Source organism: Caulobacter sp. FV1ye13L, from assembly GCF_058681155.1.
Map to the genome: position 1 here is coordinate 596,935 of NZ_CM178732.1, position 24,912 is coordinate 621,846.

Sequence of the window (24,912 nt, forward strand, 5' to 3'; positions counted from 1 at the left end):
GGGAAGGTGAAGGCCTAGCTGGCCTCGTGTCGATATCCAGCTGGGTCAGAGATCCAGCGATTGATCGACGACTCCCGCCACCCCGCCCCGTGAGCGCTGATCGCGACCTGTTTGGGGAACGAGCCTTCGCTGATCTTCCGATATAGGGTCGATCGGCTCAGGCCCGTGCGCGCAAGCACGGTCTTGAGGCGGACTATGCGTTCGAGGTCGGCCATCGTTGCAAGCTCCACAGACTGGGATCTCAAGGCATTCGATGAGCCAGAATTGGATCGGCAGCCGGAGGCCGCAAGGCCTCGCGGGGCCACAGGGTACGTAAGCGTACTAAGACAGGCTCTGGGCGCCCTCTAGCGTAGGCTCACCGCGCCCGGCGACGATGGTAGCGCGCTCCGATGATGTTGGCGGCGGCCCACTGCGGCGCTTGCGTGCTACTTCTTCAGCCGCACACCAGGACCCGCAGCGCCATCTGCCGGGATGAAGATTACACCAGCGTCGTCCAGGGCCTTTCGCACTGCCTCCACGTTGTTGGCGGATCGTTGGCCGGGTCCAGATGGCCCCTCCATACGTCGGATACTCATCATGGAGAGACCAGCAGCTTCAGCGAGCTGAGGCTGGGACCATTCCAGAAGAGCGCGTGCGGCCCTGATCTGCGAAGCAGTGAGGAGCATATTGAACACTTACTGTTCCAAAGAGAACATTTTCTGTTGCTTCGGGGCGTTGTGACGTGGTACGACACTGTTCTTACGTGAACAGAAAGGTTCAGGCCATGGACTCGCGCCGCAAGGCGGAGAGTGCGGACGTGCGCGCGCCGCAGCTATCACGGCGCGCTGTGCTCGCTGTCGGCTCCGCAGCACCCTTTGTGGCTGGGGGCACGGTCGCAGCTGATACTGACCCGTCTGTAGCCATCTGCCATCATTGGCTGGCCATCGACGCCGAACAGCGACGGCTCCAGTTAGAATGGGGCACGCTCGAAGGCTGGCTGATGACCAAACGCAACTGGTACCAGTTGTCACCCGACCAGCAGGCTGCGATCCCCGAAGGCGCCAGGCTTGCCGAGATCGACGCCAGGCTCGATGTGCTGGAGGTCGAGGGGCACGCCCTCCTGAAGGCCATGCGGCCGAAGCCCGCAAAGAGCGTCGAGGCGATCGCCGCCAACCTGGCGGTGGCGGCCCGCCTGATCTTCGTAGAAGACCATCCCGAAGCCCACGGCCTAATCACCCGCGCGGTCCGCGACCTCGCGGCCTTCTCCTCCGGTGGCAAGTGACACACCGGGTCGCCCGGCGACGCGACGGCGCCGACCGCCCGCTGGCGGCGACGTTCCTATGTAGCGCCGCCGGCTTCCACAAAGCGGCCGAGGCGGCGCTGCCGCGACATACCGAGGACACCCGCTACTTCCTGGCCATCGCGATCGAACTGGCGCTGAAGGCGCACCTCCTGCACCGGGGCGTCAGCGACGACTGGAACCGCGTCTACCTCCGGCACGACTTGGCCAAGACGCTGAAGTTCGCGCGGCGCGCCGGCTTCAGCGAAGCCCCTTCCGGCCTTTGCGAACTGGCTACGCTGCTTGGCCCCTATTACCAAGTCAACGGCATATCGCGGATGACGCCAGACGAGGTTGCGTCCGCCTGCTGGCCCCAGGCCTGCGCGACGGTTCGAGACCTGATCGACGCCGTCGTCGAAGCCGCTGGACGCGACACTTCTGGCCAGGAGGGCGTCGCATGATGACGCGCTTCCGCATGCCTTGGCCGCTCGTGGCCAGCCAAGGGTGGCGGTGGCGGCATCCTCATCTCTGGCGCGGCCGTGTCATCGATCCGCACAACGCCCAGCAAGTCATGTCCTACGCCGTGCTCCGCCTTCGGCGGGAGACGCGGGACGTCTTCCTGCTCAATCAGATTGAGGCGCTCGACTACGCGCTGATCGCTCGCCACTTGGGGCTTTCCGTCGGCGACGTTCAAGCGCGCCTGGCCGACGCGCTTTGCGAGCTTTCCCGCACGGTCGATCTGATCGAGCGCGTCCGACCTAAGCTCATCAACCTTTCCAATGCGGAGCATCCCGATGTCTGACGACAAGGAGCCCTTCGCCGTTTCACGGCGCGTCGTCATCGGCGCGGCCAGCGCCGCGCCGGTCGTTGCCGGCGCGGGCGGCGCAGCAGTCCCGGACCAAGCCGTTGCCCGCTGCGCCGAGTGGCTGGCGCTCGACGCGGAGATCGATCGCCTGGGTCTGCGCTGGTCGGACCTGGAGACAATCCTTGTGCGCCAGAAGCGATGGGAGCGCATGACGCCAGAGGAGCGTGGGGAATTGCTGCCCTCCGAAGAGATGGACGCCATCGACGAGCAGTTGAAGCCGCTGTTCGACCAACGCGAGGCATGGCTCGAAGCCCTGCCTAAGGTCCGCGCGCGCGACATCTACGGCGTCGTCGCCAAGCTGGAAGTGGCGCTACAGGTCATGGCCCATCAGCAGGGCGACGGATACGACCTCTTCAAGGCGACGATGGAGGAGCTGCGCACCGCGCGCTGCCCCAATTGCGGGGTGCCCGTTTGCAAGCGCTAGCCGCGCCACCCACGGCAACCAGCGTGTCCTCCCCAACCGGCGGGAGCCAGGACCGGAACGGTCGGTGCTCGCCCTGGAGCGCTTGGAGAGCCTCTGCCGGACGGGATGGTGCGGGTCAAGGGCGGCTTCGCCGTCGCTCCGCGAGACGCCCGAAGGGCGTCCCCTTGACGCGCGCCAGCCCGTCCGGCCCTTGTTCCACCAAGCGATCCAGGGCGTCTTGTCTCCGAGCGAAGGTTGGCTACGGATTTAGGTCCGGGAACCGGTCGGACAGGCCTGGACTAGCGGCCGCCTCAGCGGGTCCGCTTGAAACGCACGCGGTCCTTACCAGTCAGCAGAAAGGCGTCATAGCCGGCGTCGCGCCAAGCCCTGCGCTGGACGTGAGGCGTGTTTGGGTCGGTGACATTCGACCACCACTGAGGCAGGGCCGCGCTCTTGGGGAGCATGGCGCCGAGGATGCGCTCGATCTCCGCAAAGCTCAGTTCGAGTTCGTCCTGACCCTGGCGACGCAAATGACCTGATAGAGAGTCGTACTTGGACATCCCTCAGCATGGCTGATTGATCCGAATGCGTCGAATCCAGGGGCGCTAACGTAACTGGAGAACGACCTTGTTATGCCACCGCGCAAGGCCTTCTTGCGCCCGCAAGCACTTTCCTGGCTCGGCGGCCCTGCCGACGAGCCGATACGACGGAGACTTTCGTGACCGCTGCTGCTGAAGCCCGCACGCCCAATCTCGTCGACCTCCACGTCGGAGGGCGCGTTCGCATGCGCCGCAAGATGCTCGCCCTCAGCCAGGAGCGTTTGGCCGACGCGCTGGGGCTGACCTTCCAGCAAGTCCAGAAGTACGAGCGCGGCGCCAATCGGGTCAGCGCATCGAAGCTGTACGAGATCGCCAAGACGCTTCAGGTCCCGGTGTCGTACTTCTTCGACGGGCTCGCCGACCCTGTTACCGATGAGAGCGACGACGTTGGCGAGGCCGCCAATCGGGTCATCACGGACTTTCTGAATACGCCCGAGGGTCTGGAGCTGGCGGCGATCTTCCCGAAGATTGGAAAGGGTCGTGTCCGCCGACAGATCCTCGACCTGGTTCGTGCCATGGCGGACGACGAGGGTCAGCAAAAGTCGTCGTAAGGACTGACGAGGCTCGGCGGTCAGTCAGGCGTATTGTCGTTCTCAAACGCCCGCTTCCCGCCGCGCCGCCAGAGAGCGAGCGTGTGTTCGCGATCTTCGCCCCGAGCCATCATCGCCAGCGTTAGGAACGCGCCATAGAGCGCGGCGCGATCGTCACCGGTCAGCTCGACGAGTCCGGCCTTTTGCACCAGGCCGCCCAGTTCGATCAGGTGGTGAGTCCGCTCCCGGCGCTGCATCACCCAGGCCCGCGTGTCCGTCCTGGCGCGCCCCGCTTCAAGCCGGTGTCGCGCCGCCGTGGTTCGCCGGATCGCGTCATTGGTCGCCACCAGCGCCACGCGCAGGGTCTGTCTTCCCGCCGCGAAAGAACCCCGCGCCGCGTTTGCGCCACTCCGCCTTACGAGCCGCGTCCTTCGTCTCGACCAGACCCAGCAATCCGCCCGCCAAGGTCTCGACATCCAGCGCGTCGGCCCCAGTGGCGCTCACCAGTTCGCCGAGCTGCTTGACCTTCCGCTCTTTCAGCGTCCTGGCCTTATCCTCCAGCGTCTTCAGTTCGGCATCGAAGTCCCGGGGTTTGCGCATCGCAGTCTCCATGAGTGTGGAATACTCAGAGGATAAAACAACGGCGCTCGGAAGGCTGTAAGGTCGTCGGAACACACTGGGACGGCCCGGTCCCTCCCGAGATTTTAATCTTGGAGGGCGCGCTTATACGTCGTGCCGACGTGCGCTCAGGATAGTAAGTGGTCTGTCGCCATGGCGATCTACCACTTTTCCGTCAAAGTCATCAGCCGCGCCACTGGGGCCAGCGCCGTGGCCTCGGCCGCCTATCGCTCCGCCTCACGGCTGCACGATGAGCGCTTGGATCGCGATCACGACTTCACCAACAAGAGCGGTGTCGTTCATTCCGAGATCATGCTGCCGGACGGCGCACCCGAACACCTGGGCGACCGCGCCACGGTGTGGAATGCGGTCGAGGCCGGCGAAAAGCGCAAGGACGCCCAGCTCTCCCGCGAGGTCGAGTTCGCCATTCCCCGCGAGATGGACCAGGCGCAGGGCATCGCGTTGGCCCGCGACTTCGTGCAGCGCGAGATGGTCGATCGCGGCATGGTCGCCGATCTCAATGTGCATTGGGATGTCGGTCCTGATGGCCTGGCCAAGCCCCACGCCCACGTCATGCTGTCGATGCGCGAAGTGGGCGAAGGCGGGTTCGGCGCCAAGGTCCGCGACTGGAACCGCACCGAACTGGTCGAGCATTGGCGCGAGGCCTGGGCTGACCACGTCAATGAACGCCTAGCGCAGCTCGACATCGACGCGCGGATCGATCACCGCAGCTTGGACGCCCAGGGCATCGAGCTGGAGCCGCAGCACAAGATAGGCCCCGCCGCCGGGCGTCGGGCCGACGAGGGCCTGGAGGCCGAACGGCTCGACGAACACCACGAAATCGCGCGGGCCAACGGCGAGCGCATCATCGCCGATCCCCGCATCGCCTTGGACGCCATCACCAAGCAACAGGCGACCTTCACCCGTCGCGATCTGGCGATGTTTATGCACCGTCATTCGGATGGGAAGGAGCAGTTCGATCGGGCCATGGGCGCGGTTCAGGCCTCGCCCGAACTTGTCGCCTTGGGCCAGGATGGACGCGGCCAAGACCGCTTTACCAGCCGCGAGATGATCGCGGTCGAAGACCGCTTGCATCGCGCCTCCGCCATGATGGCCGAGCGCCGGGCGCATCGGGCCAGTGAGATGGATCAACGCCGCGCCCTGGCGCGCGCCGAACAGCGCGGCCTCGTCCTCTCAGGTGAGCAGAAGACGGCGTTCGAGCACGTCACGGCGACGCGGGATCTCGGCGTGGTGATCGGCTATGCGGGCACCGGCAAGTCGGCGCTGCTGGGCGTGGCGCGGGAGGCTTGGGAGGACGCCGGCTATCGCGTCCAGGGCCTGGCCTTGTCGGGCATCGCCGCCGAGAACCTGGAGGGCGGATCGGGCATCGCCTCTCGCACCATCGCCAGCCTGGAGCATCAGTGGAGCCAGGGCCGCGAGCTGCTCGACGCCCGCGACGTTCTGGTGATCGACGAGGCCGGAATGATCGGCTCGCGGCAGATGGAGCGACTGTTGTCGGCCGCCGAGAAGGCCGGGGCCAAGGTGGTGCTGGTCGGCGATCCCGAGCAGCTTCAGGCCATCGAGGCGGGTGCGGCGTTCCGGTCGATCGCCGAGCGTCATTCCCACGTCGAGATCACCCTGGTTCGCCGTCAGCATGAAGACTGGCAGCGCGACGCTACCCGGCAGTTGGCCACAGGCCGCACGGGCGAGGCGTTGGCGTCTTACGAGGCGCGCGGCATGGTCCACGCCGCTGAGACGCGCGACCAGGCGCGCGAGGATTTGGTCGAGCGGTGGGATCGCGATCGGATCGCCGAGCCGGGCAAGAGCCGGATCATCCTCACACACACCAATGACGAAGTGCGCGATCTCAATCTGACGGTTCGTGATCGGCTGCGTCAGACCGGCGCCTTGGGCGAGGATGTGACGGTCAAGGCCGAGCGCGGCGAGCGTCAGTTCGCGGCCGGCGATCGGCTGATGTTCCTGAAGAACGATCGCGGGCTTGGTGTGAAGAACGGCATGCTCGGCGAGATCGAGCAGGTCTCGCCCACCCAGATGACCGTGCGGCTCGACGCCGGGCGTCCCGACGCGGGGCGCTCGGTCACCTTCGACCTTAAGGACTACGCCCAGGTCGATCATGGCTACGCCGCCACCATCCATAAGAGTCAGGGCGTCACCGTGGATCGAACCCATGTGCTGGCGACGACGGGCCTGGATCGACACAGCGCCTATGTCGCCCTGTCGCGGCACCGCGACAGCGTGCAGCTCCATTGCGGCCGCGACGAGTTCGAGGATCTCGGCAAGCTGACCCGCGTATTGTCGCGCGAGCGGGCCAAGGACATGGCCAGCGACTTCGCTGGGCGACGCGACATTCATGTGCCGGCGTCGATGCGGCCCAAGGAGCCGCCGCAGCGCGAACGTGGAATGTTCGACGGGTTCCGGCCGGCCAGTCCCGCGCATCAGTCGGCAGCGCCGGCGCGCGATGAGGATCAGGTTGTTCAGCGCCGGGCGATCGAGCGCCATGCGCGCGCCGCGGCCGACGTCATGCGCATGAACGACCGCGGCTTGCCGGTGCTCGCCCATCAGCGCCGGGCGCTGGAGGAAGCGCGCGAGACGCTGGGCAAGATCGGTCCGCACGCCGCCAAGGATCTGGAGCGGGCCTATGTCCGCGATCCAGGCTTGGCCGGCGAGGCCGCTTTGGGCCGCACGCAGCGAGCGATCCGCGTTCTCCAGCTTGAAGCCGAGGTCAGGGCCGATCCCCGTCTGCGCGCCGATCGCTTCGTCGAGCGCTGGCAGGGTCTGGAGCGCCAGCGCTCAGCGCTGCATCGCGCGGGCGACATGACAGGCGCAGGCCAGGTCAAGGACCGCATGGGCGCAATGGCCAAGAGCCTGGAGCGGGACCCGCAGGTGGAGTCGCTGCTGCGCGGTCGGCGGGCCGAGCTTGGGCTGCCCGCCGAGATTGGGCGGAGCGTGGGCCAGGGGCTTTCTGACTACCTCGGCATCGGTCGCGGCCGGGGGCTTGGTTTGTAGGAGGATGGGATGAGTCAGGACATGGGATCAGAGGCGCCGGCAGATCCGGCGGCGGCGGCGTTCGAGGCGCTGCGGCGGGAGGTGGCCTTGCTGAACGTCGCTCTGGCAGGGCTGGCTGCCGAACGCGCGTCGGTTCCAGACTACAGCGAGACGCTAGGGGAGATCGCTCAAGGCGTGAGGGTCGCGGTGGGGCGGATAGGAAAGCTGGCGACGAGTCCGGCTTTGGCGGCTACGGCCGCTGAGATAGCGCAGCAAATCACAGCGGCCGGTGATGAGGCCCGGCGGCAGGACCGCGCGACGTTGCATCAGGCCCAGGAGATGCTTCAACGGGCGGCTGGCGATCTTCGCGGCTGGGTCGATACCGCGCGATTGGCCAGCGCGCAGAACTGGCGTTTGTGGCAAGCGGCGTTGGCCGGCGTGGTCGTTGGCGCGATCCTGGCCGCGAGCTTTCCGGCCATCGTTGCACAGGCGGCTCCAGAACAGTGGGCTTGGCCTGAGAGGAGGGCGGCGCGCGTGCTGAACCGCGATATGTGGTCAGCCGGTGAGCGACTGCTGGCTGTCGCTGACCCGCAGCGTTGGCGGGAGATGCAAGCCGCGCGGCGGATCGTCGAGGAAAACCGCGATGTGCTGGCTCGGTGTGTAACGGCGGCTCAGAAAGCCAAGGGCGCAAAGCGCTGCCTGATCACCGTGGACTCTCTGAACGCGTCATGATGCGCATGCACTCGCCATTGATTGCACCCTAGGGGCAGGGCCCGTACGGTTTCACCGGAAAGAGCAAACCTGGCGAGTGGAGGGTGTTCACCTGTGGCAGTACTTAATCCCAGGCTGCTCGAGCTCGTCGAGACATTGTCGGCCGCGCGGCTCGATTGGCTGGCATTTGAATTGATTGAAAGCGTCCAGACTGGCCAGCCAGCGGAGGAGTCTGAAGAGGCGCTCGCCTTGGCGCGCAAATCAATCCGGGGCGACGCTCAGCCCAAGGCCCGCGGCGAGCCACAGGCTATTGATGCGAAGGCAAAAGCGATCCCGCCAGAAGAGCAGATTGAATGGGCCGCCTCCTATATCGAGAAACGGCTCGACGAAGCGCTTGACCAGCTTCAAACGTCGATCGAAACGCTCGACTTCGTGGTTGAGGGTACGACTGAACGATCGGATAGGATTGGAACGGCAGCACAGGCCGCAGATGCGCCCAGGCGCCAGATGGTCTCGGTGCTGTTAGATGCGAGTGGCGACCGAAAGAGCGACCGCGACGGCGTCGGCGAGGGGCGCGAGAGCCTACCAGCGCTGCGCGCCGCTCTCAGCGATTGGGTCGCGCAATCACGCGACCAGGCGAAGCTGTCATGATCCCCAACGTCCAATCCGCCCTCGATACAATCGTCGGCAACGTCGCAACACTGGATAACGCTTCAGGCGCTGGGCGCATCTTCGAGCTGTTCGTGATGACCAGCCTCGCTCGGGGCTTTCGCGATGCCGGGCTCAGCGTCTGGCTGCAGCGCTCAGACGGCACAGTCATCCAGCCCGGAGATGCGGATCGCCGCTTTATTCAACGTGGCGGCGGCCCAACCGGCGTCGCCGCAGCCTCAGCCGGTCCCGGCAATGCTAGCGTCATCGGGTTCCGAAGAGGCCGCCGCCAAAAATGGGAAATATGGAACGGAATTCAATTCGCGGGCCGCAGCTCGGCGACGCATGAGATCGACATATCGATAGTCCCAGGAAGCGTCGGGACTGCGATCCGCGCGACCGGCGGGATCCCTGTCGGGCGCCCGCGCGTCGCGATTGAATGCAAAGATGTCGGCACCGCCGGCGGCCTCGATGAAATGCGAGCCTTCATCGCGCGGCTCTACGATGTGACGCTGCTCCATGCACACCATCGTCACATGCACTTTCCACAGGCCCGAGTGCTGCATCCCGGAAGCCCCAACGAACCCAAGCATCGGGCGATCGTGACCTACTGGCAGGAGAACCGGCGTACTAAAAACATTATCGCGCGACGAACAGGGTTCACAAGTGGGACTGCGCCACTTGGCGATTACCACCGGATCGAGCCCCATCAGAACATCACCGTTGGAAGTAGCACTGTCGATGACCTGGTCTGGTCGGTTGTAAACTGGTCAGCCAAGAATGTCTGAGCAGCACGAAATCAGCAGCCGACAACCGCGACGTCCTGTCGATACAACCCGCTATCGCAATCCAGATGACGATCCACGCGGCCCCTGGCTGGCTTCCGACCTGACGATCCCAGGGATCAGGCCACCACTCACCTACGAGTTGGAGGGGCATCTTCCGCGCGAGGGCCGCAGTTGGCGCTTCGCCCAGCCGCGTATGGCGCAGCTGGTGACCGAGGGCCGTCTAGTCATTCAGCCAGGGCGGCGGCCGCATCTAAAGCGCTATTTGACGGAAGTGGCCGTAGACGAACCACCGCCGCCAGAAGATGAATCTGTATCGCCTTTGGCAGGCGCCGTCCGGGCGTTTTCTCGGGTGTTGGCGCTCGCACTAGCACAATCGCCAGGCTCGCTAGCGGAAATGGAGTGGCGGGATCTCGAACGTGTCCTTGCCGAAGTCTGCGAGGGTCTGGGATTTCAGACCACTCTGACGCGATCGAGCAAGGACGGCGGCTTCGACATTGAGGTCGAGGCCGTTGGCGAGCGATATCTTATCGAGGTGAAACACTGGTCCGCACCAGCGCTAGTTGGCGCGAGTCTGATCAGCCAGTTCGCCGAGGTCGTCGTTTCACAGTCTGCCTTGCGAGGGCTCTTCCTATCGTCGTCGGGATTTCGACCGGCGGTGCTCGCGGAGAGGCTAGAGGTTACCCCGCAAAAGGTCGCTCTCGGGGACGGCCGCAAGATCATCGCACTGTGCCAGCGATATGCGCGCGGTGCCGAGAGTTTGTGGCGTCCTGAGACTGACTTAGTTGAGTTTTTGTTCGATGGGACCGTGTGACGTCGTAACGGTGTGATTGGTCCAATAACCCGGAGCCTCCAATCGGAGGCGCGCACCTCATTTTCGAGAATGTCAATTATGCGCTTCACGTATGTATCTGTTTTAACTGTATAATTATGAATGGATATACGCGCTCCGGGTTTCACTTATGGTGCCGCTATTGTTTCAAACCGTTGAAGCCTGCCTGAATGTTGTATGCATGGATCGACGGCGTGAAACGTCCTCCCCTGACGAAGGGTGAGCGCACGACCTGCCCCGACTGCGCAGGGCTGCTTACGTCGGTCATTCCCGTCGAGAATGTCCCTCATTGGCGTCACAAAGCCGGCGACTGCGATCCCTGGAGCGAGCCGGAGGGGCCTTGGCATCTGGGCTGGAAGGAACAGTTCGATCTGATTTGCCGAGAGGTCGGCCTGGTCGACGACACGACGGGCGAGCGCCATCGGGCCGACGTCCTGTGTGGCCTGGGGACATCGAACTCGACGGTATTGGAGTTGCAGCACTCCTCGATATCCGAGGAAGAGCGCGGGGCACGGGAGGTCTTCTATACCCGCTGGCACCGCATGTTTTGGCTGGTTCACATCCACAGCGAGGCCGCTTTCACCGGTTACAGCTTCGGCTTCTCGCTCGATTTCGGCAGTCGACCTCGCCAAGTCGACAGCCACACGTTTTTCATCATGCGTTGGATGGGCCGCAGCAAGCAGTTCATCGAAAAATGGAAGCGCACGAGGGCGCATGTGTTCTTCGACTACCAGGGCCGTATCTTCTTCCTCGCCGGCGACGAGCTAGCGCGACGGATTAACGGCGGCGCGCCGCTACGGAAGGGTGAGTTCGCACTTTGCAGAGTGTCCCGAGTTCAGTTCATCCAGTCGGTTCAGGGCCTCGTATGACGCTAATGACGGAGCCAACAAAGGGTGGTTTCGCGTCAGTGCAAAACCACAAGAGAGCTTCACCATTACTCGGATGACGTGCAGCCCCACACGGGCTAGCCTCCATTAAAATAATGGCTGCGTCAGGTGGCGAGGGGGACACATGGCAGACACAAGCCTTGTCGAATGGGCCGGGCAGCAAGCGGCCTGGGTTCAAGATTCACTGCGCAGAATATCTTCGACTGCAGGTTTGCAAGTTAGCGACGAGGACCGACAGGACATTCTCGCCCGCATACGTTATGCGGCGAACGGTGTTGGCGACGCGCCGGCCTGCGAAGGGCTAACCCCCTCCCACTTGGCGCAATGCGCCGAGGCCGGGCCCCGGGCCGTGCTGGCATCCATCGGGCCAGTCCAGAACATCGACCGCCTCGCCAAGGGTCAGCAGCTGCGCTTCGCTCCTAATGGTATTACGCTGGTCTTCGGAGAAAACGGCAGCGGCAAGAGCGGATACGCTCGGATTGCCAAGCGTCTGTGCCGCAGTTTGTCGGTCGATGAGTTGAAGGGCGACGTCTTCAAGGCCAAACCCGATGGACCCCTTGAGGTGAAGCTTCGGTTCCAGATGGGCGAAGACCCCGTCACCGAACTGGATTGGTCGCCGAGCACGCCGCCGCCCTCGGCCTTGAAACAGATTTCGGTGTTCGACAGTAAGAACGCCCGCCTTTATGTCGACCAGCAGAACCGCATCGCGTATCTGCCGGCCGAGCTGGCTATTCTGGAGCACCACGGACAGCTCTGCGGCACCTTCGGGACGGAGTTTTCGACCCAGCAGAGCGCCATCGAAAAGCGGATGAAGACCGCACTTCCCGCCGGCTACACGGTCGGCGGAAAGATGCAGGCGTTCCTCGCGCGTCTGGACCTAAAATCGCAGTCAATACCCTCTCAGGAGGAGATCGAGGCACTCGCGGGGCTGAGTGCCGCCGAACTGGATGAGCTGCAGACCCTGGAGCGGAAGCTGCTTCAGGATCCCGTCGCCCAAGCTGCGACGCGGCGGCGCGCCTCCCAAGTGCTGGCTCGGATCAGCGAAGTCTTCGCCTCGTTCGAAGCCGGCTTCTCGGACACGGCGCATCAGAGACTCGAAGGCCTGATCGAAGAGGCGCGCGCGACCTCGCACGCCGCCGGCATGGCGGCCGCGGCCGAATTTGCAAACGAACCAGTCCAAGGCACGGGGGGCGAGGCCTGGCGGGTTCTTTATGAAGCAGCGCGCGCCTACGCGGTTCAAGCCGGAAGCCCAACCGAGAAGATCGCCGATCAGGTCGGCGATCCATGTCCGCTTTGCCAAGAACCCTTGGGGGAGACGGCGGCTGCGCGCATGTCGCGTTTCAACGCCTTCGTGCAGAGCGAAGCTTCGAAAAGATCCGACGCCGCACGTGAGGCTCTGGATAAGGCTAGAACGGCGCTGGACGAGCTGGCGGTCCCGACGACCGAGGTCGTGGCCAATAGCCTCACCGGCTATGCCGCCCTGGACGCAACGCGCGCAGCCATGGTCACCATCATCGAGGATGCACTGACCGCGTACGCCGCCCGGCGGAAGGCGATGATAGATCAGATTACCATCTCCGGGGTGTCGACCCCGCCCCTGCCCGCCTCCCTCATCCCGGACATCGCGACTGATATTGAGGCTCTGGGCGCCGAAGCGACGAATCTGGAAGCCACGGCCACCCACGCCGTATCGCTGGACGCCGACCGCAACCGCGTCGCCGAGCTGAAAGATCGGCGCAAGCTACACGACGACCTGGCGACCGTTCTGCAGCGGGCAGAGGAGCTGCGCGATCTGGCCGCTATCAAGGCTTGCCAAGCTCAGGTCCAAACTCGAGCCATCTCCCTCCAGATCAGCGCCCTGCGGCGGCGGCTGGTCACCGAGAACCTGCAGGCGCGGATCCAAGCGGAAATCGCTCGTTTCGAACTCGGGCACATCCCATTCAAGGTCAGCGACTCCAGCGAGCAGGGCCAGAGCAAGTTCGGTGTTGGTCTCCAGGGAGCCGAGAAGATCGCAAATAGCCAAGTCCTCAGCGAAGGCGAGCAGCGCGCGCTGGCTCTGGCCTGCTTCCTGGCGGAGATAGGCGAAGAGACCGTGCCCTACGGTCTGATCGTCGATGATCCGGTTTCATCCCTCGACCAACGTCGCATCCGCCTCGTGGCTGGGCGACTGGTGCAGGAGGCGGTTAAAGGCCGGCAGGTCGTGGTGTTCACCCACAACCTGGTCTTCTTCAATGAAATGGTTGCCGAGGCCGCCCGCGCCGGGCCGGACGCGCCCTTGGTCAAGATGGTTGTCCGAAAGACCGAGGCCGACGGGTTCGGCGTGGTCGACGAGGACACCGAACTCTGGCTCGCCAAGGGTGTCGTGGCCCGACTCACCGAACTGAAGGCTCGCGCTAAAACACTCGACGCCGCCGGTGACACAACGGGAGACGATTATCGACGGGCCGCAAAAGACTTCTATTCGGACCTTCGGGAAACCTGGGAGCGCTGCGTAGAGGAGATTGTGCTGAACAAGACCGTCCAACGCCTGGTCCCGGACGTCATGACCCAGAGCTTGGCGGGCGTGATCGTTACCGACGAAGACTACAGGACCATCTATTTCGCGATGAAGCGCGTCTCCGAGCGCTCGGGCCACGACATGCCGATAGGCCGGGACATTCCCGTGCCAACACTAGCCGAAGCCATCAGCGACGTGCAGGTTCTCGAAGACTTCCAGGCCGATTACAAGAGGCGCCGCAGCGTCGCTGACAAGGCACGGAAGGCGCTGCTGGAGCCGGCGAAAGCGACGCTCGTCTAACCCACTAATTCCCTCCCGGCGGCGGCTTGAAGCCGGACTGTTCCAGCCAAAAGAGGTTTTCTGCGACGCGGGTCACTTCGCGAAGGTCCAGATCACCGGAGTCGGCGAACAACGCCTCGGCTAAGGTGAGGCGCTTGTCGAACGATACCCTGCTGAAGTTGAATGAGGGATGGGCGGCGAGAATAGCCGCCTTGGCGGTGATCTCGGCACTGACCGTTTTGGCGTCCGCCCGGCCGTAGGCCTCTGCCTCCGCCCTAGCCGCCTCGAGTGTCTCGTCGATAGCCTCGTCGAATGCATCATGCCAGTCGGCCGACGCGACGACCGTGTGCATCACGCCATCGACCATGAAGGCTGCCAAGGTCGTACAGATTTCGCCGGCACGATCCGCCACTCGCCGATGAGCGGCTTTCAGCGAAGCCGGGAGTTTCTCGATTCCCAATTCGGCCAGCGATTCTGCGGCGTCGTTGATGGCCTCTTCCGGATCGAAGGGGACCTCAATCATATATACCGCCTTCGGCCGGGCGCCCTCTAGCAACCGGGCAGCATCGTCTTGCCCAAGTCGGACCAGAGGGACTGAAACGCGGTCGACCTGCTGGGGGGCTCCCTCAACCAGACAAGCCTGCGCCGCCTCCGCGGCCCCGCGAACCGCTGCCGCCAAATCTACTGCTGCATTTCCTGTCATCGCCGTCCCCTATAGTCCGACCCGTTGGCTGATGACGCTTCCCTGCGGCTGGCGGACCACGTCGAAGCCCATCGGGATCTGCTCCTTCACGGCCTCGACGTGGCTTATGACCCCGACCGCACGATCCTGGCCCACCAAGTCACGCAGGGTATCGAGGGCGACATCGAGGGTCTCGTCGTCGAGGTGGCCGAAACCCTCATCGATAAATATCGCGTCGAGTTTGACGCCGCCGGACTCCGCCTGGACGACATCGGAAAGCCCGAGCGCCAATGACAGCGATGCCAGGAACCCCTCCCCGCCCGATAACGTATGAGCGTCGCGCTTCTGGTCGGTATGAGCGTCGTAAACCTCGATATCCAATCCTGCCCGGGCCCGGCCGTCGCCTCCTTCATACTTCCGCAACAGCAAGAAGCGTCCGCGCGACATGCGAGCAAAGCGCTGGTTGGCCGCTTCAAGGACCAAGTCGAACGTCGCGGCGATGGCGAAATCGCGCAGCCGCAGGCGATGGGCGTTTCGACCATCGGTCAGCTGGGCGAGCTCACCGAGGACACGATACCGCTCCGTGGCCTCAGTGAGCGCTGCGGCCAGGCGGGCAACAAGGGCCTGAGTGGTTTCAAGCTGTGACAACCGCACCGTGGTCGTCGTGAGGAGTTCCTCAGCCTTGGTCAGAATCGCGTCGGCGTCCGTCAGCGCGGCCGAGCTGGCCTCCAGGTTGGGGCGATCCAGACCAGCAATCGCAGCAACGGCGCGGTCCTTCCGATCTTGCGCGGCGGCCAAGCCAGCGACGTGCTCGGTGATGGTCGAGGCTAGGTTCTGGATGTTGGGGATATCTGCTTTGGCAGCCGTGTAAGCAGTATCGCTCAGCCCTGCTGTCGTCTTTGCGGCCACGAACGAAGCGCGCTGCGTATCGCGCGCCGCGGTCAGCTCTGTCACCCGAGCCTCAGCGTGGCCGAGCCCAGAGCGTGCGGCCTGCGCGGCCTCGCTAGCGCGCCGCTCGTTCTCGACCGCCAGTTGGTGCGCGTCGTTCAACTGGTCCCGGTGTACGATCGCCGCATGGACGCGAAGGGTGACCGCCGCAGCGTCGCGCAGATCTTCGGGCACGTCCGCGAGCGACGCCGCCAGGGCGGCCGCCGCCGAGGTCGCGGCCTTGTCAGCTGCGACATGCTGATCTCGAGCGGCAGCGAGCGCTGAGGTTGTCGAGGCCAGGTGCAGTTTGGCGGCATCGACGGCTGCCTGGACCGTGGCAATGTCCGGGCCCGCTTGCAACGCTTCGAGTTCTTCATCCGCGGCGATGATGTCTGCCGTGATCGCAGTGACATTCCGCTCGGGCGCATTCAACGCCGCCAACGCAGAGACGGCCTGCGTCCATTCCCCGTCAGCCCTCGCCGCGGCCTGTGCGGCCTGACGTTCGTCTGTGTCGGCGGCTTCTCGCGCGCTGCGTGCTTGGCGCCACGCGGCGTCGAGGCCGATGCCCTCGCCGGCCCCACCGGCCGGCCAAGGGTGCTCCGTGGCTCCACAGACCGGACATGGCGCCCCATCCTCGAGTTTTGCTGCCAAGTGCGCGGCCTGCGCCGAAGCAAGCGCTTCTTCGGCAGTAGATTCGGCCACCCTGCAGGCCGCGAGGTCGCCGGACAGTCGTTCATGGTTGGCCAAAGAGGCCGACCTCGCGGCGGCGAACTTCTCGACAGCGCCGGTGGCGTTCGCGAACTGAGCGGCCTCTTCCCGCGCCTGTCTCAAGAGCTGCAGAGCGCCTACAACCTGCGAGATCCGCAGCACAGTCTGCTGAACCCTATTTAGCTCCACGTTAGCCGCGCCGTTCGCCTGCTCGGCGACATCATGGTCATCGACCGCCAGCTCGAGCACGGCCTTCGCCTCTAGAGCGGCTTGCGACGAGCTGCGTGCCGCCTCTCGAAGCGGTTCGGCGCCGGCCACACGCTTCTGCACCCCCTCGAGTTGGGTCACCGCCGCGATGGCGGCGTCCCGTTCGGGTTGACGGGCAGCGGAGGCTTGCAGGCCTGCCATCGCCTCAGAAAGGAGGCGCGCCGCCTCACTCGCCTGGTCTGCTGCGAGAGTCCGGGCTGCCACGCCGGCGGTTAGATCATTGTCGGCCTCATTGGCCCGATCATCGGCGGCGACACAGGCCACAGCGCGCTCAGCGGCCGCTTTGCGCTGGTTAAGGACATCAATCTCGGGCGCTCGGGCGAGGACCCCATTAAGGCCGTCCAGCGCCGCATCGTGTTCTGTGAATCGATCCTGGATCTGCTGAGCCGCTTGCAGCTTTTCGCGGGCCGTATCGCGGACCCCGCGAGCAGCGTCACGGCCCGCCATCTGGACGCCGACATCGGCCGTCAGGGTTTCGATCAGGGCCGCCAGCGCATCGGTGTCGGACACGGCATGGGCTTGCAGATGCCCGTTGATCGCCGACCTGCCCGTCTCAACTTCATCACGCAGCTCAGAGGCTTCAGCCTTCAGCCGTTCAACAAGGCGTTCGTAGAGGGAGACGTCGAACAACCCCCGCAGTACAGCGGAGCGCTGGTCGCTGGTCGCCGTCAGCAGCTGGCGGAATTGTCCCTGGGGTAACAGCACCACCTGACGAAACTGGGCGGCGCTATAGTTCAAGATCGACCGCATTCGATCGGCCACGACCTCGACCTTGCGTTCCTCCATCACGACGCCGGGGTTATCGGCGTCGATGTCGTCGACCTCAATGTCGGTGGCGTCGTAGAGGGCGGCCCAGTGCTGGCGCTCGACAAGGGCATTGCCCCGTTTGCCTCGGACTGTCTGACGCGGCCGCCGCACGACATGATATCGCTTGGCGCCAACCTCGAAGATCAGGCTCACCTCTGTCTCAACATCGGGCGTGGCATGGTGCGAACGCAGGTCATCGCCTTGCCGCTCCTGGCCTGACGATTCTCCGAAGAGGGCGAAACAAATGCCATCGAGGATCGAGGTCTTGCCCGCTCCTGTTGGCCCGTAGATACCGAACAGGCGAGCGCCTAACGCCGGCCGGAAATCGACGGTCTGCGTGTCGGGGAACGGTCCAAAAGCCGTCAGGCACATTCTGATCGGGCGCATGTCAGACCTCCTCACTCTGGAGTTCGGTCAGGGCCTCGTCGATCATGCCCGTCTCGGCGCCGTCCGGTCCCCTACCGCGCACCGCATCGAGAAAGCCGGCCACCAGCTTCACCGGATCTTGCCGATCAACCGCTGCTGCGCCGGCGCCCGGGCCGACAGCGGCAAGCCTGTTCAGGCGTTCCAGTTGCAGCACGTGGGGATAGACCGCCCGCAACTGACCGATGGCATCGATGAGTGCGCCCTCGTCGGTCAGCACCGCCTTGATCAGAGCACCCGCCCCGAGCGCGTCAGGCGCGCGCCCGGCCGCGACCAGGTCCGCCAGCTTTCCGGTCACGACCCGCAGCGGACGAGGGCTGACCAGCGGAAGCTCGGTCACTCTAGCCACGCCGGCGGCGTCCAGCTCCACCAGGCTCAGAGTCTTTAGCTCATCAGCCTCATCGAAACCGAAGCCCATCCAGGAGCCGCAGTATCTAATGTGAGCGGCGCCGGCCTCTTGCGCGCGATGCAGGTGACCTAGAGCGACGTAGGCCGCGCCATCGAACATCGCTGACGGGACCGTCTCGATACCGCCCACCTGAGCCAAGGGCCGCTCGGTTTCGGTGATCCGCCCCCCTTCCACAAAGGCGTGGGCCGTCACCACCCATCGCGCGCCTAGCGGAACATGCAGGCGGGCCTGCGCCAGTTGGGCTGAGAGGGCGTGGGCGCAACTGGCGATGCCGACATCGTCGAACGCCTCCCTAGCCGCGAAAATCTCGCAGTACGGCAGCGCCGAGAAAGCCACCTGCCCGTGCTCATCCCTCAAGACCAAGGCGTGGGGTCGGTCTCGCAAAGGACCCCGGATCAACACCCGCCGTGGATCCTGCAGCGCCGAGTTGAAGCTAACGCGGTCGGGGGCGTCGTGATTGCCCGCGATCGCTACGATCGCCGCGCCGGTCTCGGCGTAAACGCGGGCGAGGAAATCGTTGAACAGCTGAACCGCTTCTTTGCGCGGCACCGCCCGGTCGAAGAGGTCGCCGGCGATGATCAGCACGTCGACGCGATGTTCGACGATCGCTGCGAAGACCTGGTCGAGGAGCTGGGCCTGGTCGTCGAGGAGACTCTCCTGCGCCAGCGTCCGTCCCAGATGCCAATCTGATGTGTGCAAGATCCGCATCTGAGCCCAACCTCCCGTCTATATAGTTTCTATATGGACTAGAGCTTGGCCGTCAACTAGACTCTCGGCATGTCGTCTCCCACGCCGCGATACGCGTATGAAGCCAGGCAACGGTTCCTCGACGGACTTCTCTTTTGGGAAGGCCGGGTCAATCGGCGCGACCTGATCGACACGTTCCGGGTGTCGCAGCCGCAGGCGGCTCTGGACCTCAAGGCCTACCTCGCCGTCCTGCCCCCAGGACAGGTGATCTATGATACGCGCCAAAGACGATATGAGGCCGCGGCGACGTTTGAACCGCTGTTCGGTCCGCCCGCCCTCGAGTCCTGGCTGGAACGGTCACGGCAGGCGGGACTGGCAGTTGAAGTGCTGCCGACCTTGGACAGGCCGCTCGATGTCGGCCTGATGGCGCGGCTATACCGGGCGATCCGGGATCGAAAGACAGTCCATGTCGCCTATCAGACCATGCGACGCGCCACGGCGGAGGATCGGTCGATCACGCCCACAGCGTTCGTTTCAGACGGTCAGCGCTGGCATGTTCGGGCCTACTGCCACCTGCGCGAAGACTTCAGAGACTTCGTCCTCTCGCGGATCGCGATGACGCCGAACCAAGTTCATTCGGAGTCCACAGCCGTCGATCTGCCGCTCGATAGCGACTGGTGCTCTTGGGTGACCCTCACCCTGGCGCCGGCCGCTCACCTTGAGGAAAACCAAAAGCGCGCGGTGTGCTGGGACTACGGGATCGACGGCGAACTGTCGGTCAGCGTCCGGCGGGCCCTCGAATTTTACGCGATGCGTCGCTGGGGTCTCGATCGGCCGGAAAGCCGCCTAAGCGTCGTCGGACGCACTGAATTTGCTCCAAACCCGGAGGATCAAGCATGAGCTCGGCAACCGTCCAACATGCCCTAGTGACCGACTGGCCGCAGATGATGCTTCGCCGCGTCGATCCCACGCGCAACATGTCCAGGTTCTGGTCGGCGCGACTCCAGCCAAGCCTCTTTGAGGAAGTGCTCCTGGTGCGCAACTGGGGACGCATCGGCTCTCGGGGACAGGAGAGGTCATACTGGTTTTCAACCAGACAAGCCGCCTTTGCCGCATTTAATAAGCTCACTACCGCTAAGTGCCGTCGTGGTTACACCTCGGAAGACGCAACCTCTCAGGAGGTTACCCACAGAACGGCGCAGGTCCACGACTGGGCGCGCCATGCAACCCGGGGTAACAATGCCCAACTTTAACACCGGCCTTTAGATGCAGATGCCCCAAAACACTGCCAACTCACCGCCCCTTGCAAAATGCTTCGACCCGGTTGGGGGTGTGGTGTGACGACAGCGTTTCACGCTAAACTTTTCGCGCATGACCTCATGCGGCGCCACTCAACCAGCGATTCTGAAAAGCTGGCGAGCACTCTTCTGGATGCACAAGTCGACCTAAATCCGCACCAAGTCGAAGCGGCTCTTTTTGCGTTTAAGTCCCCACTGTCCAAGGGCGCTATCCTTGCCGACGAAGTCGGCCTCGGGAAAACCATCGAGGCCGGCCTCCTCCTTGCGCAGAAGTGGACAGAAGGTAAGCGCCGGATTCTAATAATTTGCCCTGCCAGCTTGCGGAAGCAGTGGTCGCAGGAAATGGCCGACAAGTTCTTCCTGCCGAGCACCATTCTGGAAAGCGCCAGCTTCAACAAACTTCGCAAGGCAGGCGTTCGCCGACCTCTCGAGCAAGACGGTCTTGTGATCTGCTCCTACCAATTCGCCGCCCGAAAGGCCGACGAGTTAATGGTCACGAAGTGGGACCTTGTCGTCCTCGACGAAGCTCACCGCCTCCGCAACGTCTACAGGACCGACAATAAAACCGGGCGAGCGTTGAAAACGGCGCTCGCAAATGCGCCTAAGATTTTGCTGACGGCGACACCGCTTCAGAACTCCCTGATGGAGCTTTATGGGCTAGTCAGCATCATCGACGACTACACGTTCGGCGATGCGAAGAGCTTCCGGGCGCAGTACGCGCGCCTGACCGGCGATACACTCTTCGACGAGTTGAAGGCGCGCCTGACGCCTATCTGCCACCGGACCCTTCGGCGGCAGGTGTTGGAATACATCCGCTACACGAACCGGATTCCGGTCACTCAGGAGTTCATTCCCTCCGAGCCTGAACAGGCTCTCTACGACATGGTTTCCGACTACTTGCGCCGCCCCAGCCTTCAGGCTTTGCCTTCCGGGCAGCGCACGTTGATGACGCTCATCATGAGGAAGCTCCTGGCATCGTCGACCTTCGCCATTGCGGGCGCGCTAGATTCATTGGCCCGCAAACTCGAGCGACAGCTCAAGGATGACAAGGCCGCCCAGGAGGCGCTGAATGAGGAGTTGGCGGAAGACCACGAGGAGCTGACAGAAGTTGCCGAGGAATGGTCCGAAGATGAAGACGTCGCGCCTCTGACGGAGGCAGACATCGAAGCCATCAATGAAGAAATCGCTGACCTTAGAGGCTTCCGTGATCATGCTGTGGCCATCGCGGAGAATGCTAAAGGCCTCTCGCTTCTAAGCGCGTTGAAGGCAGGTTTCGCGAAGAATGCTGAGCTAGGCGGCTCCCAGAAAGCCATCATTTTCACGGAGTCACGCCGCACGCAGGACTACCTGGTGCGACTCCTCTCGGATCATGGCTTCAGCGAACAGATCGTACTTTTCAATGGCAGCAACAGCGACCCGCAATCGAAGGCAATTTACCAGGCTTGGGTGGTGGAAAACAACGGCACCGATCGCGTGACCGGTTCACGTTCCGCCGACATGCGCGCGGCCCTTGTTGATCACTTCAAGACCAAAGCGTCGATCATGATCGCCACCGAAGCCGCGGCGGAAGGGATCAACCTCCAATTCTGCTCGATGGTCGTGAACTACGACCTTCCCTGGAATCCACAACGCATCGAGCAGCGGATCGGACGCTGTCATAGGTACGGACAGAAGCATGACGTCGTTGTCGTCAACTTTCTCAACCGCAACAACGCGGCCGATCAGCGCGTCTATGAACTCCTGTCCGAGAAATTCCAGCTCTTCTCAGGCGTATTTGGGGCCAGCGACGAGGTTTTAGGCGCCATCGAATCCGGTGTCGAGTTCGAGAAGCGAATCGTCGCCATCTATCAGAACTGCCGAACCGAGGACGAGATCGAGACGGAGTTCCGCGCGCTGCGTGAGGAGATGGACGCCACCATCACCACGACGATGGAGGACACCCGCCGCAAGCTCCTAGAAAACTTCGATGCCGAGGTTCACGATCGGCTGAAGATGAACCTCGATCAGAGCCGCGAGTACATCAATCGCTATGAACGCCTTCTATGGCGCGTCACGCAGCACGAGCTGTCCGGCCGCGCGAATTTTGACGAGGACTACCTTCACTTCAACCTGACCAAGCGCCCGGACGGCCTCGATGTCCCGGATGGGCCGTACTTCCTCACCAAGGAGGGCCTTGTCGGCCACCGCTACCGCCTCGGCCATCCCCTCGCACAGTATGTGTTGGGCAACGCCGCCGGCCGCGCGCTCTCCGCCGCTCACCTGACATTCAACTATTCGGCCTGGCGACAGCGCGCCATCCGCCTCGAACCTTACGTCGGCACGACCGGCACGATGGTAGTTCGCAAGCTCTCCATCTCGGGGATCGACTCCCAGGACCACATCCTCGTTGCCACGCGCACCCACGATGGCCGGGCCATCGATCCACAAACAGCGATGCGCCTGTTCGATCTGCCGGCGACGAGTATCGACGCTGGCACTGCAGTGGCAACTTCCGAGTTGCAGCTCGATCTTGAGAACCATTCAGCCGTGATCCTTGAGGCACTGGCAGCGCGGCAGTCCACATGGTTCGATGACGAGATGACAAAGCTCGACAGCTGGGCGGAAGACAAGCGCGCTGGCCTGAAGCTTGACCTCAAGGACCTCGATGACGAGTTGAAGACCCTTAAGAAGGAAATTCGGCAGACGGGCAACCTACCGGACAAGCTGGCTCTTCAACGCAAAGCGAGGGAGCTCGAAGGAAAGAGAGACATGGCTTGGCGCGCTTATGACGAGGCGGCCAAGGAGATCGAGGTGGAGAAGGACGGCCTTCTTGATCGGGTCGAGGAACAGCTCGCTTACGACGTCGAGATCGAAGATCTGTTCACCATCACGTTTTACATCGCCTAGGGGCAAGCATGACAAACGAACTTCCGGAAAAGCTCCCCCTTACGTCGATGGACGTTGCGGCTGAGAAGCGCGAGGAGCTCCGCCACCTCTTGGCCGCCACGTTCCCAGAAGCGGTTGCTGACGGCAAAATCAATCTAGACCAGCTCAAGCGTGCCCTGGGTGAATGGGTCGAACCTGATCGCGAACGGTTCGGGTTGAACTGGCCTGGCAAGGCCGCCTGCATGAAGGTCATTCAAGCTCCCAGCGTAGGAACGCTAAAGCCGTGCCAAGAAAAGTCGGCTGATTGGGACACAACACAAAACCTCTTCATCGAAGGTGACAATCTAGAGGTTCTAAAATTACTGCAGAAATCATATTTCGGAAAAATCCAGCTAATCTATATAGACCCTCCATACAACACGGGTAACGAATTCATCTATCCAGATAAATTCTCCGAAACACTAGATACATATCTGGAATATTCCGGCCAGACCGACGCGGCTGGTAGAAAATTTTCAACTAATACCGAGTCGACCGGGCGGTTTCATTCTCGCTGGCTAAGCATGATGTATCCCCGCTTATACCTAGCCAAGAATCTACTAAGAGATGACGGGATTATTTTTGTCAGCATTGATGACAATGAAATTCACAATGCGATCGCATTGATGAACGAGATATTCGGCGAAGAAAACCTATACGCAAATATCGTATGGCAGAAGAAAGACACGCCGGCGAATGACGCCAAGGGCATGTCGATTACACACGAATATATCCTGGCCTACCGGAAGGGGCCGTCCTTTGACCGTAATTTGCTGCCCAGGACCGACGAGCAACTCGAAAATTACAAGAATCCTGACAACGACAAGCGCGGTGTTTGGATAAGAACTTCGCTCATAAGAAAAGAGGTTCGTCCAGATCGATTGTTCCCAATCAAAAATCCAAAGGGAAACGAACGCACTCCGCCGCCAGGCACGAGTTGGAGGCTTCCGCCTGACGCGTTCGCTTCCCTGGAGAAAGACGGGCGGCTTTGGTGGGGATTGGATGGAAATGGCGAATTGCCGTTTAGAAAGAGGTTCCTAACGGAGGTGAAAGCCGGTGTCGTGCCGGTGACGTGGTGGGATTATAAATTTGCCGGCTCGAACAGAAACGCAAAGATTGAAATCCGGGATTTATTTGATCAAGAAGTCCCCTTCGATACCCCAAAACCCTCTTCTCTTGTTAAGATGATCCTGAAAATAGCGGGCAGCCCCGATGGAATAGTACTCGATTTCTTTGCTGGATCGGGGACAACCGCCCAAGCTGTGCTGGAATTGAACGAGGAAGATGGCGGAGAACGAAAATTCATCCTTGTCCAACTTCCAGAGCCGACAGGTAGGACGGACTACGCAACTATTTCGGATATCGCTATGGCGCGAATTGAACGCGCTGCAGATCGCATCAAGCGCGCGCACATAGCTGGCCTCGACCTTCAAGGGACCGCTGAAGGGGATCGGGGCTTCAAGGTATTCCGGTTGGATCGCTCCAATTTCCGCGGCTGGGATGGCTTGGCTGTTGATGTCGAGAAGCTTGAAGAGCAGCTATCGCTTCATATTGACCATCTCGCGGAAGACAGCTCCCCCGCTGACATCCTCTACGAAATATTGCTAAAGGACGGATTCGAGCTTTCCACCTCCGTTTTGTCTCTAGAGCTAGCTGGAAAGCAGATTCATTCTGTCGCTGATGGCGCGCTTTTGATTTGCCTCGACTTAGCGCTCTCACAAGAGGCTATCGACGCAATGGCTGACCTAAACCCGTCGCGTATCATCTGCCTCGACGCGGGATTCCAGAGCAACGACCAGCTTAAGGCTAACGCGGTTCAGACGTTTCGAGCTCGCGCGCGAAGCCAAGAGACTGCGATTGAGTTTCGGACGGTCTGAGGCGC

General features: G+C 62.7%; 23 protein-coding genes. 16 read left to right on the top strand and 7 right to left on the bottom strand.

All coding sequences use genetic code 11. The features are described 5' to 3' along the window. Positions 1–14: 14 nt before the first annotated feature. The gene (locus ACW176_RS02660) at positions 15–215 is read right to left on the bottom strand and encodes a helix-turn-helix transcriptional regulator (protein ID WP_492110786.1); all 201 of its coding nucleotides are present in this window, start codon (positions 213–215) and stop codon (positions 15–17) included. Positions 216–763: 548 nt separating this feature from the next. Between ACW176_RS02660 and ACW176_RS02665 the strand changes: the two genes are divergently transcribed. The 4 genes from ACW176_RS02665 to ACW176_RS02680 are packed head-to-tail and all read left to right on the top strand — an operon-like array spanning position 764 to position 2,547. Beyond that, entirely contained in the window at positions 764–1,261 is a 498-nt protein-coding gene (locus tag ACW176_RS02665; RefSeq protein ID WP_492110787.1) for a hypothetical protein, read from the top strand. Further along, positions 1,258–1,719 (top strand): hypothetical protein, encoded by a 462-nt coding sequence (locus ACW176_RS02670; RefSeq protein WP_492110788.1) that lies wholly within the window; start codon positions 1,258–1,260, stop codon positions 1,717–1,719. The genes ACW176_RS02665 and ACW176_RS02670 overlap by 4 nt, the downstream gene beginning before the upstream one ends. Then, positions 1,716–2,060, top strand: a complete 345-nt coding sequence (locus tag ACW176_RS02675) for a sigma factor-like helix-turn-helix DNA-binding protein (RefSeq protein WP_492110789.1) — start codon at positions 1,716–1,718, stop codon at positions 2,058–2,060. The genes ACW176_RS02670 and ACW176_RS02675 overlap by 4 nt, the downstream gene beginning before the upstream one ends. Beyond that, positions 2,053–2,547, top strand: a complete 495-nt coding sequence (locus ACW176_RS02680) for a hypothetical protein (RefSeq protein WP_492110790.1) — start codon at positions 2,053–2,055, stop codon at positions 2,545–2,547. The genes ACW176_RS02675 and ACW176_RS02680 overlap by 8 nt, the downstream gene beginning before the upstream one ends. Positions 2,548–2,837: 290 nt before the next feature. Here the strand turns inward: ACW176_RS02680 and ACW176_RS02685 are convergent, their stop codons facing one another. Further along, the gene (locus ACW176_RS02685; RefSeq protein ID WP_492110791.1) at positions 2,838–3,086 is read right to left on the bottom strand and encodes a DUF7662 domain-containing protein; all 249 of its coding nucleotides are present in this window, start codon (positions 3,084–3,086) and stop codon (positions 2,838–2,840) included. Between the two features lie 158 nt (positions 3,087–3,244). Here ACW176_RS02685 and ACW176_RS02690 point away from each other — a divergent pair, with 158 nt between their 5' ends. Beyond that, a complete protein-coding gene (locus ACW176_RS02690; RefSeq protein ID WP_492110792.1) occupies positions 3,245–3,676 on the top strand; it encodes a helix-turn-helix domain-containing protein in 432 nt (143 codons plus the stop codon). Between the two features lie 20 nt (positions 3,677–3,696). Here ACW176_RS02690 and ACW176_RS02695 read toward each other — a convergent pair whose 3' ends face one another. After that, positions 3,697–4,011 carry a conjugal transfer protein TraD gene (locus tag ACW176_RS02695; protein WP_492110793.1) on the bottom strand — a complete coding sequence of 105 codons (315 nt, stop codon included), beginning with the start codon at positions 4,009–4,011 and terminating at the stop codon, positions 3,697–3,699. Beyond that, on the bottom strand, positions 3,989–4,255 hold the full coding sequence (locus tag ACW176_RS02700) for a conjugal transfer protein TraD (RefSeq protein ID WP_492110794.1): 267 nt from the start codon (positions 4,253–4,255) through the stop codon (positions 3,989–3,991). The genes ACW176_RS02695 and ACW176_RS02700 overlap by 23 nt, the downstream gene beginning before the upstream one ends. 171 nt (positions 4,256–4,426) lie before the next feature. On the opposite strand from ACW176_RS02700, the gene traA reads away from it, so the two are divergent. The 7 genes from traA (at position 4,427) to ACW176_RS02735 (ending at position 13,939) form a co-directional block, all read left to right on the top strand. Continuing rightward, the gene (gene traA / locus ACW176_RS02705) at positions 4,427–7,300 is read left to right on the top strand and encodes a Ti-type conjugative transfer relaxase TraA (RefSeq protein WP_492110795.1); all 2,874 of its coding nucleotides are present in this window, start codon (positions 4,427–4,429) and stop codon (positions 7,298–7,300) included. Positions 7,301–7,309: 9 nt separating this feature from the next. Then, the gene (locus tag ACW176_RS02710) at positions 7,310–8,011 is read left to right on the top strand and encodes a DUF6118 family protein (protein WP_492110796.1); all 702 of its coding nucleotides are present in this window, start codon (positions 7,310–7,312) and stop codon (positions 8,009–8,011) included. 93 nt (positions 8,012–8,104) lie between these two features. Beyond that, positions 8,105–8,641, top strand: coding sequence for a hypothetical protein (locus tag ACW176_RS02715; RefSeq protein ID WP_492110797.1), 537 nt, complete (start codon positions 8,105–8,107; stop codon positions 8,639–8,641). Beyond that, positions 8,638–9,426, top strand: a complete 789-nt coding sequence (locus tag ACW176_RS02720; protein ID WP_492110798.1) for a hypothetical protein — start codon at positions 8,638–8,640, stop codon at positions 9,424–9,426. The genes ACW176_RS02715 and ACW176_RS02720 overlap by 4 nt, the downstream gene beginning before the upstream one ends. Beyond that, positions 9,419–10,237, top strand: a complete 819-nt coding sequence (locus ACW176_RS02725) for a restriction endonuclease (RefSeq protein ID WP_492110799.1) — start codon at positions 9,419–9,421, stop codon at positions 10,235–10,237. Before ACW176_RS02720 ends, ACW176_RS02725 begins: the two co-directional genes overlap by 8 nt. Before the next feature lie 212 nt (positions 10,238–10,449). Further along, on the top strand, positions 10,450–11,124 hold the full coding sequence (locus ACW176_RS02730) for a competence protein CoiA family protein (protein ID WP_492110800.1): 675 nt from the start codon (positions 10,450–10,452) through the stop codon (positions 11,122–11,124). Between the two features lie 142 nt (positions 11,125–11,266). Beyond that, a complete protein-coding gene (locus ACW176_RS02735) occupies positions 11,267–13,939 on the top strand; it encodes an AAA family ATPase (RefSeq protein WP_492110801.1) in 2,673 nt (890 codons plus the stop codon). 4 nt (positions 13,940–13,943) lie between these two features. On the opposite strand, the gene ACW176_RS02740 is transcribed toward ACW176_RS02735, so the two are convergent. The 3 genes from ACW176_RS02740 to ACW176_RS02750 form a co-directional block, all read right to left on the bottom strand. Continuing rightward, a complete protein-coding gene (locus ACW176_RS02740; RefSeq protein ID WP_492110802.1) occupies positions 13,944–14,441 on the bottom strand; it encodes a hypothetical protein in 498 nt (165 codons plus the stop codon). Between the two features lie 189 nt (positions 14,442–14,630). Next, the gene (locus ACW176_RS02745; RefSeq protein ID WP_492110803.1) at positions 14,631–17,696 is read right to left on the bottom strand and encodes an AAA family ATPase; all 3,066 of its coding nucleotides are present in this window, start codon (positions 17,694–17,696) and stop codon (positions 14,631–14,633) included. A gap of 1 nt (position 17,697) precedes the next feature. Beyond that, positions 17,698–18,849: an exonuclease SbcCD subunit D gene (locus tag ACW176_RS02750; protein ID WP_492110804.1), complete on the bottom strand. Its 1,152-nt coding sequence runs from the start codon at positions 18,847–18,849 to the stop codon at positions 17,698–17,700. Between the two features lie 69 nt (positions 18,850–18,918). On the opposite strand from ACW176_RS02750, the gene ACW176_RS02755 reads away from it, so the two are divergent. The 4 genes from ACW176_RS02755 to ACW176_RS02770 all read left to right on the top strand — a co-directional run bounded on the left by ACW176_RS02755 (position 18,919) and on the right by ACW176_RS02770 (position 24,907). Then, on the top strand, positions 18,919–19,728 hold the full coding sequence (locus tag ACW176_RS02755) for a helix-turn-helix transcriptional regulator (protein ID WP_492110805.1): 810 nt from the start codon (positions 18,919–18,921) through the stop codon (positions 19,726–19,728). A 47-nt stretch (positions 19,729–19,775) separates the two neighbouring features. Next, complete coding sequence (locus ACW176_RS02760; protein WP_492111865.1) at positions 19,776–20,081, top strand: WGR domain-containing protein; 306 nt, start codon at positions 19,776–19,778, stop codon at positions 20,079–20,081. Between the two features lie 84 nt (positions 20,082–20,165). Beyond that, entirely contained in the window at positions 20,166–23,012 is a 2,847-nt protein-coding gene (locus ACW176_RS02765) for an SNF2-related protein (protein ID WP_492110806.1), read from the top strand. 8 nt (positions 23,013–23,020) lie between these two features. Then, positions 23,021–24,907, top strand: coding sequence for a site-specific DNA-methyltransferase (locus tag ACW176_RS02770; RefSeq protein ID WP_492110807.1), 1,887 nt, complete (start codon positions 23,021–23,023; stop codon positions 24,905–24,907). Positions 24,908–24,912: the final 5 nt, after the last annotated feature.